Here is a 12,701-nt window from a genome sequence, read left to right as displayed (position 1 = left end):
GCCGGCCGCGCTCAATCGGCCCGTGACGGCGCCGGGGGCGCGGCCCCGCGCCGCGCGGCCATGTCGCCCGACATCGCAGCCAGCGAGTCCGCATCGATCGCGGCCCGCGCCGCGGGAAAGACCTGGCCTTCCTCCAGCGCGATGTGCTGCTCGTACAACGCCAGGAAGGCCTCCACTTCCGAGCGCCCCGCGGCGGGGACGCCAGCCCCGGTGTCGTCGTCCGCTCGGTCTGCGTCGGGCCAGCGCTGGCACCGGCCCTCGGCGACGTCCTGCAACACCCCCCTCAGTCGGGCCCACAGGGCCTCCATCGCGTGATGGTCCGCCTGCAGGCGCTGCACCGCGGCTCGCAGGGAAGGGTCGCCCGAACGCAGCACCGCGGGAAACACGTGGCGCTCTTCGTCGGCGTGGTGGTGGGGCGCGGCCTGGTCGAAGTAGCGCAGGACATCGCGCGCCGCCGAGCGGGCGGCGGCGTCGGCGCCGTGCTCGTCGAGGTGGCGCACGAGCTTGTCGAGCAGGCGCAGCGTGCGCTCGACGCGGTCGTGACAGGCCTCGAGCATCTCGAACGGTTGATCGAAGCTCGCCGCGGGTGAGTGGAAGCCAGGCAGCATTGGAAATCCTCGGTACCGAGGGCCACGATTCTCCTCGCCGGCCCCCCGGAAGGGGCTTGACCGCCGTCAAGCCCCGTCGGTTCAAATGCTTACGCGGCTTGGGGGTTTTCCCAGGGGAGGGGCGCGTGTTTCTTGAGCCACCGCAATGCCGCCCGGGCAGGGGCGGGCCACAGTTGCGCCATGCGAGGAGTGATCCTGTGAACATGGCCGCCGCTGAAATCGTCTTGCGCCACCGCGCCCCCGGCCCCCTGACCGAAGTGGGGCCCAGTACGTCCATTCCCCTCGATGCCCGTGCCGCGCTGTTGCAAGCCGCGTTGCAGCCGGCCCGTGTCCCCCGCGACGCGGCTCACACCCTGGCCCGCCTGGCTGTGGAGCATGTGCTGCCCCCGGGCTGCCCGGTGTTCTCGCGCCAGGAAACGGCCCACAGCCTCTGGCTGGTGGCCTCCGGGCAGGTGGCCCTCGGCACGGCCGAGCAAGGCCGCCTCGCTCAGCAGACCCGTCGGGTCGAGCCGGGGCAGTGGCTCGACGTGGCGAGCGCGTGGTTGCAAGGGCCTTACCTGGAGGACGCCTGGACGCAAAGCGAGACCTTGTTGTGGTCGTTTCCGCTGGAGGGGGTGAAAGCCTGCTGCCGGGAGCACCCGAGCCTCGCCGAAGGAATGATGGGCGTGCTGTCGTCGCGCGTGCGGGAGCTGACCGAGGGGACGCTGGGGCTCATGCTCAAGGACGCCGAGTCCCGCTGCGCGACGTGGCTGCTGCATCACGCGGAGTTGCGGCCGGGCCGCGAGGGCCCGGGCGCCATCGTCACGCTGCGCGAGCGCAAGCGCGCGATCGCCTCCCAACTCGCGGTGACGCCCGAGACGTTCTCGCGCGTGCTGCGGCAGTTGCGTGACAAGCGGGTCATCGAGGTGGCGGGCTACACCGTGATGATCCTGGACTTGCCGGCCTTGCGCCGTATCGCGGGCGAGCAGGAGCGCCCCTCGATGGCCTGATGGCGCGACACCTTGGCGCGCCTCAGCGCCCGGCTGCCGCCAAGCCTGTGTCGGCCGGCTCGCGTGAGAGCGTGCCGGCGCGCTGCACCATCTGCGCGACGACGGCCACCGCGATGATCTCCGGGGCCTTGCCTTCGATGCCGGGGATCCCGATGGGGCAGGTCATGCGGGCGAGCGTCTGCGACGAGATGCCGCGTCTCAGTAATTGATGCTCGAAGCGCGAGCGCTTGGTCTTCGATCCGATCAGGCCCAGGTAGGCGAAGTCGCCCCGCCGCAGGATGGCCTCGCAGATGCGCAGGTCGAGGTCGTGCCGGTGGGTCAGCACGAGGAAGAACGCGCCGGGCGGGGCCTCGGCCACCTCGGCTTCGACCGCGTCGACGCACACGGCTTCGATGTGCGAGGGCCGGACGAATGCCGCCGCACCCTGCACGCCGACGCGGCGCCCGGGGCCGGACGGCGAGACCCATCCCTCGGGGAACTCCTGCGCGCGCTCGTCGATCCACTGCACCCGGCACGGCAGGGTTTCCAGCAGCCGCACGATCGCTCTGCCGACATGCCCCGCGCCGTACAACTGCAATGTGAAGAGGGCGGGCTCCGGGGGCCAGGCCGCGAGAGCCGCCGCATCGAGCCGCGAGTAGCCGAGGGTCACGACGCCCCCGCAGCACTGCCCGAGGGCGGGGCCCAGGGCATAGCGTTTCGTCACCGGGCCGCACTCGCCGTTCGCCAGCATCGAGCGGGCGAGCTCGATGGCCTGCAGTTCCAGGTGACCGCCGCCGATGGTGCCGGCCACGGCGTCATGCGCGACCACCATGCGTGCGCCGGCCTCGCGAGGCGCCGAGCCCTGTGTCTCGACGACCTCCACCACGACGGCCGGGCGGCCGGCCGACAGCCAAAGACGGGCGGCGTCGGGCAGGCGCACGGCCTCACCCCCGGCGGGCTTGAACCGCCCGCAGCACCGACTCGGGCGTGGCCGGCGCGTGGAGCACGACCGGCCGGCGATCCTCGGGGGCGACGGCCGCCACCGCATCGCGCAGGGCCTCGTAGACCGAGATCGCCAGCATGAAGGGCGGCTCGCCCACCGCCTTGGAGCCGAACACGTTGTCCTCGCGGTTGGCCTCGGGCCACAGGCTCACGCGCCAGTGCGCCGGCAGGTCGCCCGTGGCCGGGATCTTGTAGGTGCTGGGGGCGTGCGTGAGCAGCTTGCCCTGGCGATCCCAGACCAGCTCCTCGGTGGTGAGCCAGCCCATGCCCTGGACGAAGCCGCCTTCGATCTGACCGATGTCGAGGGCCGGATTGATGCTGCGGCCCACGTCGTGCAGGATGTCCACGGCCACCACGCGGTTCTCGCCGGTGAGGGTGTCGATCACCACTTCGGTCACCGCCGCCCCGTAGGCGAAGTAGTAGAACGGCCGCCCGCTCAGCGTGTGCTTGTCGTAGTGGATCTTGGGGGTGGCGTAGAACCCGTCGGACCACAGCTGTACCCGGGCGAGGTAGGCGCGGTGCACCACCTGCGCGAAGTCGAGCGTTTGCGTCGGCGTGATGACCTTGCCGCCGGCGAAGACGACGCTGGCGGCGTCCACTTGCTGCTCGCGTGCGACGAACTCCGCCAGACGCTGGCGAATCTGCCGCGCGGCGAACTGCGCGGCACGGCCGTTGAGGTCGGTGCCGCTGGAGGCCGCGGTGGCCGAAGCGTTGGGCACCTTGCTGGTGTCGCTGGCCGTCACGCGCACGCGCTCGAAGGGCACGCCCAGCTCGTCGGCGACGATCTGGCACACCTTGGTGTGCAGCCCCTGGCCCATCTCGGTGCCGCCGTGGTTGACCTGCACGGTGCCGTCGCCATAGACGTTGACGAGTGCGCCCGCCTGGTTGAAGAAGGTGGCGGTGAACGAGATGCCGAACTTCACCGGCGTGAGGGCCAGGCCCCGTTTGAGCACCGGGTGCCGCGCGTTCCACTGGGCGATGCTCTGGCGGCGCGCCTCGTAGCGCGCGTCGGCGGCCAGCCGGGCCACCAGTTCGGGCGCGATGTTGTCCTCCACGGTCATGCCGTAGTGCGTCTGGTGACGCGGGGCGGGGCCGTAGAAGTTGCGCTGACGCACCACGAGCGGGTCCAGGCCCAGGTGCCGTGCGATGTCGCCGAGGATGGCCTCGGTGACGATCATGCCCTGCGGGCCGCCGAAGCCACGGAAGGCCGTGTTGCTTTGCGTATGCGTCTTGCAGCGGTACGAGGTGATCTCGACGTGCTCCAGGAAGTAGGCGTTGTCCACATGGAACACCGCACGGTCGTTGACCGGCCCGGAGAGGTCGGCCGAGAAGCCGCACTGCGACGCGAGCATCACCTTGAGGGCCCGGATGCGCCCATCCCGCCCGAAGCCCACCTCGTAGCGGTACAGGAAGTTGTGGCGCTTGCCGGTCACCAGCATGTCGTCCAGCCGTTCCAGGCGCAGCTTGACGGGCCGGCCCACCTTGCGTGCGGCCAGCGCCGCCCACACCGCCATGTGGCCGGCCTGCGTTTCCTTGCCGCCGAAGCCGCCGCCCATGCGCCGGCATTCCACGCGCACCTGGTGGTCGTCGAGGCCCAGGGCGCGAGCGATCCAGTGCTGCACCTCGCCGGGGTGCTGGGTGGAGCTGTAGACATGCCAGCCGTCCTGCTCCTCGGGGATCGCATAGGCGATCTGGCCTTCCAGATAGAAGTGCTCCTGGCCTCCGACGGTGAATTCGCCCGAGAGCCGCTCGGGCGCGGCGGCCAGCGCCGCGTCGGGGTCGCCGCGGCGCACCACGACGGGCGGCAGCACGTGGCTGCCTGCTTGCAGCGCCTCCTCGATGGTGAGGATCGCGGGCAGCGGCTCGATGCGGCAACGCACGGCCTGGGCCGCGGCGCGGGCGCGCTGGGGCGTGTCCGCCACCACCAGGGCCACCACCTGACCCAGGTATTCCACTTCGCCGTCCGGCAAGATGGGCTCGTCGTGCGCAGCCACCGCGAAACGGCGCTCGCCGGGGATGTCGGCCGCGCTGACGAGGCCGACCACGCCGGGCATCGCGAGCGCTTCGTCGGCCTCCAGCCCCAGCAGCCGCCCGTGGGCCACCGGGCTCTTGACGGGCGCCGCGTGCAACGTGCCTTGCAGTTCGGGCAGGTCGTCCACGTAGGCGGCACGTCCGCACACCTGCGCGCGCGCGCTCTCGTGGGGATGCGAGCGGCCGCAGACCGTCGCGGGAATCAGGGTCTCGGGTGCGTTCATCGACGTCCTCCTCGGGGCTTCAGGCGTCGAGCGCCTCGGGCGCGAGGCTGTCCAGGCGCAGGTGCTGCCAGCCCTGCGTCTCGAGCCAGTACCGCCACAGCAGGTTGCCCGCGGCCTCGCGACGGTAGGCCGCGCTGGCGCGCAGGTCGTCGATCGGCGAGAACTCCTGCCGCAGCACGTCGATCGCGTGTCGCACGCTGGCCTCGGTCCACGGCGCGCCGCGCAGCGCCTCCTCGGTGCGCTGCGCGCGGCGGGGCGTGGGGGCCATGCCACCCACACCGATGCCCACGTGGTGGACCGTGCCGTCCCGCACCTCCACGTCGATGGCAAGGCACACGGCCGAGATGTCGTCGTCGAAGCGTTTCGAGAGCTTGTAGGCGGCCACGCGCGAGGCGGGGCGGGGCAGCGGCACGCGGACCTCGGTGAGCACCTCGTCGGGGGCCAGCACGCTGCGCCGGTATCCGGTGTAGAGCGCTTCCAGCGCCAGCTCGCGCCGGCCGCGCACGCTGGCCAGCTCGACGCGCGCGCCCAGCGCGATCAGCAAGGGCATGGAGTCGCCGATCGGCGAGCCGTTGACGATGTTGCCGCCCAGCGTGCCGGACTCTCTCACCGGCACGCCGGCAAAGCGGGCCGCGAAGGTGTGCAGCTGGGGCCAGTGCGCCTCCAATGCGGCGAACGCATCGCTCAGCCGCACGGCGGCGCCCACGCGCAACGTCCCGCCCTCGACCTGCACCTGCTGCAGCTCGCGCACGCCGGTGACATCCAACGTCCGCTCGAACTCGCGGTGCTGCTTGGTCACCCACAGGCCCACGTCCGTGCACCCGGCGATCACCTGAGCCTCGGGGTGGCGGGCTCGCCATTGCAGCAACTCGTCGAGCGTGCGAGGCCGCAGCGCGCGCCCGGCCTGCAGCCCGCGCTCGCGCCGGATCGAGCGCAGGGTCTCGACGACCGGCGCCTCGTCCAGCACGCGGCGGGGGTACTCGGGCAGCTTCTGCGCCGCCTCCAGGATCGGACGGTAGCCGGTGCAGCGGCACAGGTTGCCCGAGAGGGCCTCCTGCGCTTCCTGGCGCTCGATGCGGCAGGGTCCGGAGCAGGGCGCCACCCGCTGCTGATAGAGCGCGAACATCGACATCACGAAGCCGGGGGTGCAGAACCCGCACTGCGACCCGTGATGCTCGACCAGCGCCTGCTGCACCGGATGCAGCCCGCCTTGCGCATCCTGCAGGTCCTCCACCGTCCACACGGCGCAGCCGTCCAGCGACGACAGCAGGCGGATGCAGCTGTTGATCGCGCGAAAGCGCAGCCGCTCGTGCCCGGGCTCGCCCTCGAGCTCGCCGAGCACCACGGTACACGCCCCGCAGTCGCCCTCGCCGCAGCCCTCCTTGGTGCCGGTCAGGCGCTGGTCCTCGCGCAGCCAGTCGAGGACGGTGCGGGTGGGGGAGACGTCGCGCAGCCGCACCACGCGGCCGCGGTGGAGAAATCGGATGGAGGTGTCGTCGTTCATGGCCATGCGCCGTTGCACCGGCTTGGGACATTCCCGAACGGTACACCCCTCGCGCCCCCTTGCTATACGAGAATCCATATGGATGATATAAGGAACGTCGTATGGCGCGCGGGCCCGATTTCGACAACATTGAACTGCACCTGATCCGGGTGCTCCACACGCTGCTCACCGAGCGCAGCGTCTCGAAAGCCGCGATGAAGCTCCAACTGTCACAGCCGGCCGTCAGTGCGCACCTGCGCCGCCTGCGCGAGGCGACGGGCGACGCCCTCCTGGTACGTGCGGGCAACGGCATGGTGCCCACTCCGGTGGCGCTGGAGCTTCTGGAGCCCGCCACGCGCTTGCTGAGCGAGGCGCAGCGGCTGTTCGGGGTGCGCGAGCGCGTGCGCTCGTTCGAGCCGGCGACGACCGAAGCGACCTTCCGTATCGGGGCGAGCGATTACCTCGATCCGTACTTCCTGCCCCGCCTGGTCACCGAGATCAAGCGGGTCGCTCCCCGGGCGAGCGTCGAGCTGCTGCCGCTGTCGGCCGAGTTCGACATCCAGCGTCGGCTCGCCTGCGGCGACGTCGACCTGGTCATCGGCAACTGGCTGGAGCCGCCCGAAGACCTGCACCTGGGCCGCCTGCTGACCGACGAGGTCGTCTGCCTCGTGGCCAAGGACCATCCGGCCGTGCGCTCGCCGCGCACCTGGTCGGTGGAGAAGTACCTCGAGTGCGAGCATGTGGCGCCGGCTCCGCTGCACACCGGCCGGGAGTCGCTCGGGGTGATCGACGCCTTCCTCGATGCCCACGGCTTGCACCGCCGCGTCACGGTGCGCAGCGCGCACTTCGGTCAGATCCCGCTGATGGTCGCGGGCAGTTGGCTGGTGCTCACCACGGGGCGGCTGTTCTGTCAGCGGTATGTCGATCTGCTGCCGGTGCGCATCGTGCGCTGCCCGGTGGGTTTTCCGCCGATGAACTACTACCAGCTCTGGCACGACCGGACGCATCCGTCCGCGGCGCACCGGTGGTTTCGAGAACGGGTGCGCGACGTGGCCCGCGGCCTGGCCGGAGCGGCGTGGGGCGCGCCGCTGCAGCTGCCCGACGTGACCGTCGCGCCCGACGCCCGCAGAGCCGCGCGGGGCGACGGCTCGCGCACCGACCGCAGGGGGGTGGCATGAACGGCACCGAGCCCGTGCAGAGCGCGGCGCGCCTTGCGCTTCGGGCCGACCTGCTCGACTTCCGCGGCGATCCCGGCTGGTCGCCCGAGCCGGGGACGGCCGTGCGCTTTCGCCCCGATCATTGGCTGCTCGTCGAGCAGGGGCGCATCGTCGGCACACTGCCGGGCGAGGAGCCTCCGGGCGACGACTGGCTGCGGCTGGACCGGCGCGGGCGGCTGCTGATGCCCGGGTTCATCGACACGCACGTGCATGCGCCGCAGCTCGACGTGATCGCCAGCTTCGGCACCCAACTGCTGGAGTGGCTCGAGACCTACACCTTCCCGGCCGAGCAGCGGTATGCCGATCCGGGGGTGGCGGCCGAGGGGGCGGCCCGGTTCTGCGACGCGCTCGTCGCGCACGGGACGACGAGTGCCGTCGTCTTCCCCACGGTGCATCGCGCGAGCGCCGAGGCGCTGCTGGCCGCGGCGCACGAGCGCGGCATGCGGCTGATCGCGGGCAAGGTGCTGATGGACCGCCACGCCCCGCCCGCGCTGACCGACACGGTGGACTCGGCCGAGCGGGACAGCCGGGAGCTGATCGCCCGCTGGCACGGCGCCGGCCGGCTGGCCTACGCGATGACGGTGCGCTTCGCGCCCACCAGCACGCCGGCCCAGATGGCGATGGCGGGCCGGCTGATGCGCGAGGTGCCGGACTTGTACATGCAGACGCACGTGGCCGAGAACCGCGCCGAGGTCGCCTGGGTCGCCGAGCTCTTTCCGCAGGCGCGCAGCTACCTGGACGTGTACCACGGCTTCGGTCTGCTCACGCCGCGTGCCGTGCTGGCGCACGGCATCTGGCTGGACGACGCCGACCGCGCCCTGCTGGCCCACACCGGCGCGCACATCGCGCACTGCCCGACGTCGAACCTGTTCCTCGGCAGCGGGCTGCTGGACTGGCGGCGCCTGGAGGCGCAAGGCGCAAGCGTGAGCATGGCCACCGATGTGGGCGGCGGCACCAGCCTGTCGATGCAACGCACGCTGGCCGAGGCCTACAAGGTGCAGGCCCTGCAAGGAGTGCGGTTGCCGGCATGGAAGGCGCTCTACACCGCCACGCTGGGCGCGGCGCGCTGCCTGCATCTGGACGGCGAGATCGGAAGCCTCGAGCCGGGACGCGTGGCCGACGTATGCGTATGGGACTGGGCCTCGGGCCCGGTGGACAGCCACCGGCTGTCGCTGGGCCGCCAGCTGCACGAGAAGGTCTTTGCCTGGATGACGTTGAGCGACGAGCGGCATCTGGTGGAGGCCTACGTGGCCGGCCACCGGCGCTGCGCCCGGCCGCAGCCACCCCAGCCGACGGGCTGAACCCCCAAGGGAGGCGGCCCGGCGCCTCGGCCGACGAGGACGGAGCCGCCCCCCGGGGATGTGGCGACAAGACGAAGAGAGGAGACACACATGCCACGGGACACCTTCCTCCCTCCTGGACGCCACGGCGCCGGCTCGGCGCGGGCGGGCCGGCCCGTGCCTGCCGTTGAGTGACAATCGCGGGCGCGATTTTCGACCCCCGGGGCGCGGCCGGCCGCCGGTGCCCCGGGGCTGGCCAGCGCGGGGCGGCCCGGGCTGGCGCGCAGGACCAGCCGTCCAGGAGAACGACATGCCGCTGCGTCTGGAACTCCAGGGCATCAGCAAGCAGTACCCCGCCGTCAAGGCGAACGACCGGGTGCACCTGAAGGTGGCACCCGGCGAGATCCACGCCGTGCTCGGGGAGAACGGCGCGGGCAAGTCCACGCTGATGAAGATCATCTATGGGGCGGTGCGGCCCGACGAAGGCGAGATCCGCTGGAACGGCGAGCCGGTGGTCATCCGCAACCCGCACGAGGCGCGCGAGCTGGGCATCAGCATGGTGTTCCAGCACTTCTCGCTGTTCGACACGCTCACCGCGGCCGAGAACGTCTGGCTGGGGCTCGACCGCCGCCTCTCGCTCGCTCAGGTGAGCGAGCGCATCCGCGAGGTGTCGGGGCAGTACGGACTGGACGTCGATCCCGCGCGGCCGGTGCACACGCTGAGCGTGGGTGAGCGCCAGCGCGTGGAGATCGTGCGCGCGCTGCTGACCGACCCGCAGCTGCTCATCCTGGACGAACCGACCTCGGTGCTGACGCCGCAGGCGGTCGAAAAGCTCTTCGTCACGCTGCGCCAGCTGGCGGCCACCGGCTGCTCCATCCTCTACATCAGCCACAAGCTCGACGAGATCCGCGCGTTGTGCCATCACTGCACGGTGCTGCGCGGCGGGCGCGTCACCGGCGAGGTCGACCCCACGAAGGAAACCAACGCCAGCCTGTCGCGCCTGATGATCGGCGCCGAGCCGCCCCAGCTCGTCCACCGGCGTGTGGAGGCCGGCGAGGTGGCGCTGGCCGTGGACGGGCTGACGCTGCCGCGCTCGCACCCCTTCGGCACCACGCTGTCCGACGTGCGGCTCGAGGTGCGGCGCGGCGAGATCCTCGGCGTGGCGGGCGTCTCGGGCAACGGGCAGCAGGAGCTCCTGGCGGCCCTGTCGGGCGAGGACCTGCGCCCGGCGGCCGGGTCGATTCGCCTGTTCGGGCAGGACATCGCCCGGCACTCGCCGCGCAAGCGGCGCCGCGAGGGGCTGCATTTCGTCCCGGAGGAGCGCCTCGGGCGCGGCGCGGTGCCGACCATGTCGCTGGCCGAGAACACGCTGCTCACGCGCACGGAATCGGTGAGCCGGCGCACCGGCTGGGTGGATGTGCACGCCTTGCGCGCGCAGGCGCAGCACCTCATCACCCGCTTCAAGGTCAAGGCCGGCGGCCCGGATGCGGCGGCCAAGTCGCTGTCGGGCGGCAACCTGCAGAAGTTCATCGTCGGCCGCGAAATCGAGGCGCAGCCGAAGGTGCTCATCGTGGCCCAGCCCACATGGGGGGTGGACGTGGGCGCGGCGGCGCAGATCCGCAGCGAGCTGCTGGCGCTGCGCGACGCGGGCTGCGCGGTGCTGGTCGTCAGCGAGGAGTTGGAGGAGCTGTTCGAGATCAGCGACCGGCTGGTCGTGATCGCCCAGGGCCGCGTCTCGCCGGCCGTGCCGACCGGCCAGGCCACCGTCGAGCAGATCGGCGAATGGATGAGCGGCTTGTGGCCCGGCGCCGTGCCACCCGGCGAGGCCCGCACGCAGGAGGCAGCCCATGCTTAAGCTCGAAGCCCGTCCGCAGCCCTCGCGGGTGATGTCGTATGCCTCGCCGCTCCTGGCGCTGGCCATCACCGTCGTGATCGGCGTGTTGCTGTTCGTGGCCCTGGGCAAGGACCCGGTGCGCGGCCTGCAGGTCTTTTTCTATGAGCCGATCAAGAACGGCTATGCGCTCAGCGAGCTGGCCGTCAAGGCCACGCCGCTCGTGCTCATCGCGCTGGGGCTGGCGCTGTGCTTCCGCTCGAACGTCTGGAACATCGGCGCGGAGGGACAGTTCATCCTCGGGGCCGTGTTCGCAGGCGGGGTCGCCATGCAAGCGGGGCCCGATACCGGCCGCGGCATCGTCGTCGCGATCTTGCTGGCCGGCGTGCTGGGCGGCATGTTGTGGGCGGCCATCGTCGCGTTGCTGCGCGACCGCTTCAACGCCAACGAGATCCTCGTGAGCCTCATGCTGGTCTACGTGGCCGACATGGTGCTGAGCTACCTGGTGTATGGCCCCTGGAAGGACCCGCAGGGCTACAACTTCCCGCAGACCATCACCTTCGCCGAAGTCACCAAGATCCCGCGCCTGGTGAGCGGCTACCGCGTGCACATCGGGCTGGTCATCGCCCTGGCGATGGTGGTGGTGTTCTGGGCCTTCCTGTTCCGCACCTACGCGGGCTTCCAGCTCCAGGTGGGAGGGCTCGCGCCCGCGGCCGCGCGCTATGCCGGCTTCTCGTCGCGCCGGTCGCTGTGGACGGCGCTGCTCGCCTCGGGCGGCATGGCGGGGCTGGCCGGCGGGCTGGAGGCGGCGGGGCCGCTGGGCCAGCTGACGCCCTATGTGCCGGTGGGCTACGGTTTCGCCGCCATCATCGTCGCCTTCGTCGGGCGCCTCCATCCGGTGGGCATCGTGTTCTCGGCGGTGCTGATGAGCATGTTCTACATCGGCGGCGAGCTCGCCCAGTCGCGCCTGGGCCTGCCCAAGTCGCTCACCGGCGTGTTCCAGGGGCTGCTGCTCTTCACGCTGCTGGCCTGCGACACCCTCATCCACTACCGAGTGCGCTGGCAGCGGCGGCTTGCGCCGGCCGCGGCCCTCACGTCGAAGAAGGCCTGATCCCATGGACGCCATCGCTTTGCTCATCGCCGCGACCATGAATGCCGGCACGGTGCTCGCCATCGCGGCGCTGGGCCTGCTCATCAACGAGCGTGCGGGTGTGGTCAACCTCGGCGCCGAAGGCATGATGCTGGTGGCGGCCATCGCCGGCTTCGCCACCGCGGTGCATACCGGCAGCGACACACTGGCCTTCGCCGCCGGCGCCGGGGCGGGTGCCGTGCTGGCGCTCGCCTTCGGCGTGCTCGTCATCTGGCTCAACACCAACCAGTACGCCACGGGCCTGGCGCTGAGCCTCTTCGGTGCGGGCTTTTCGGCCTTCGTCGGCATCGGGTACACGCAGGAGAAGCTCTCCGAGCGTCCGCGCTTCGAGATCCCGGGGTTGGCGGACATTCCGTTCGTCGGCCCGGCGCTCTTCAAGCATCACCCGATGGTGTACCTGGCGATCTTGCTCGCCGGGGGCCTGGCCTGGTTCCTGTACCGCTCGCGCGCCGGGCTGGTGTTGCGCGCCGTGGGCGAGTCGCCCGAGTCGGCCCATGCGCTCGGCTACCCGGTGCGGCGCATCCGGCTGCTCGCCGTCACCGTGGGCGGCGCGCTGTGCGGCGTGGCCGGGGCCTACATCTCGGTGGTCTACACGCCGCTGTGGGTCGAGGGGATGATCGCCGGCAAGGGCTGGATCGCGCTGGCGCTCACCACCTTCGCCACCTGGCGTCCCGCCCGTGTGCTGCTCGGCGCCTACCTGTTCGGCGGCGTGACCATGCTGCAGTTCCACCTGCAGGGGCAGGGCGTGCAGATCGCCAGCCAGTTCCTCACGATGCTGCCCTACCTGGCCACCATCGTGGTGCTGGTGCTCATCTCCCGCAACCCGACGTGGATCCGCGTGAACATGCCGGCCTCGCTGGGCAAGCCGTTCTATCCGGGCTCGTGAGTGCCGCCGCGATGGCTGTCC

Annotated in this window: 10 protein-coding genes; 6 read left to right on the top strand and 4 right to left on the bottom strand. The window is 71.4% G+C overall.

Going from position 1 to position 12,701, the window contains the following annotated elements; genetic code table 11:
• Positions 1–11: 11 nt before the first annotated feature.
• Entirely contained in the window at positions 12–608 is a 597-nt protein-coding gene (locus tag OMP39_RS11175) for a hemerythrin domain-containing protein (protein WP_264891802.1), read from the bottom strand.
• Between the two features lie 203 nt (positions 609–811).
• Between OMP39_RS11175 and OMP39_RS11170 the strand changes: the two genes are divergently transcribed.
• Complete coding sequence (locus OMP39_RS11170) at positions 812–1,597, top strand: Crp/Fnr family transcriptional regulator (protein WP_264891801.1); 786 nt, start codon at positions 812–814, stop codon at positions 1,595–1,597.
• A gap of 22 nt (positions 1,598–1,619) precedes the next feature.
• Here OMP39_RS11170 and xdhC read toward each other — a convergent pair whose 3' ends face one another.
• From xdhC to xdhA, 3 genes are read right to left on the bottom strand one after another with little or no spacing between them, the layout of a single operon-like run.
• Complete coding sequence (gene xdhC, locus OMP39_RS11165) at positions 1,620–2,516, bottom strand: xanthine dehydrogenase accessory protein XdhC (RefSeq protein ID WP_264891800.1); 897 nt, start codon at positions 2,514–2,516, stop codon at positions 1,620–1,622.
• A 4-nt stretch (positions 2,517–2,520) separates the two neighbouring features.
• Entirely contained in the window at positions 2,521–4,833 is a 2,313-nt protein-coding gene (gene xdhB, locus OMP39_RS11160) for a xanthine dehydrogenase molybdopterin binding subunit (protein ID WP_264891799.1), read from the bottom strand.
• A gap of 19 nt (positions 4,834–4,852) precedes the next feature.
• Entirely contained in the window at positions 4,853–6,337 is a 1,485-nt protein-coding gene (xdhA, locus tag OMP39_RS11155) for a xanthine dehydrogenase small subunit (RefSeq protein ID WP_264891798.1), read from the bottom strand.
• A 101-nt stretch (positions 6,338–6,438) separates the two neighbouring features.
• Between xdhA and OMP39_RS11150 the strand changes: the two genes are divergently transcribed.
• The 5 genes from OMP39_RS11150 to OMP39_RS11130 all read left to right on the top strand — a co-directional run bounded on the left by OMP39_RS11150 (position 6,439) and on the right by OMP39_RS11130 (position 12,680).
• A complete protein-coding gene (locus tag OMP39_RS11150) occupies positions 6,439–7,494 on the top strand; it encodes a LysR family transcriptional regulator (RefSeq protein WP_264891797.1) in 1,056 nt (351 codons plus the stop codon).
• Positions 7,491–8,834 (top strand): guanine deaminase, encoded by a 1,344-nt coding sequence (guaD, locus tag OMP39_RS11145; RefSeq protein WP_264891796.1) that lies wholly within the window; start codon positions 7,491–7,493, stop codon positions 8,832–8,834. Before OMP39_RS11150 ends, guaD begins: the two co-directional genes overlap by 4 nt.
• Before the next feature lie 289 nt (positions 8,835–9,123).
• Positions 9,124–10,668 (top strand): ABC transporter ATP-binding protein, encoded by a 1,545-nt coding sequence (locus tag OMP39_RS11140; protein WP_264891795.1) that lies wholly within the window; start codon positions 9,124–9,126, stop codon positions 10,666–10,668.
• Positions 10,661–11,755 (top strand): ABC transporter permease, encoded by a 1,095-nt coding sequence (locus OMP39_RS11135; RefSeq protein ID WP_264891794.1) that lies wholly within the window; start codon positions 10,661–10,663, stop codon positions 11,753–11,755. Before OMP39_RS11140 ends, OMP39_RS11135 begins: the two co-directional genes overlap by 8 nt.
• A gap of 4 nt (positions 11,756–11,759) precedes the next feature.
• Complete coding sequence (locus tag OMP39_RS11130) at positions 11,760–12,680, top strand: ABC transporter permease (protein WP_264891793.1); 921 nt, start codon at positions 11,760–11,762, stop codon at positions 12,678–12,680.
• Positions 12,681–12,701: the final 21 nt, after the last annotated feature.

Source organism: Schlegelella aquatica (assembly GCF_026013905.1).
Taxonomy (GTDB): Bacteria; Pseudomonadota; Gammaproteobacteria; order Burkholderiales; family Burkholderiaceae_C; genus Caldimonas; species Caldimonas aquatica.
This window is presented reverse-complemented; position numbering and strand designations above follow the sequence as displayed.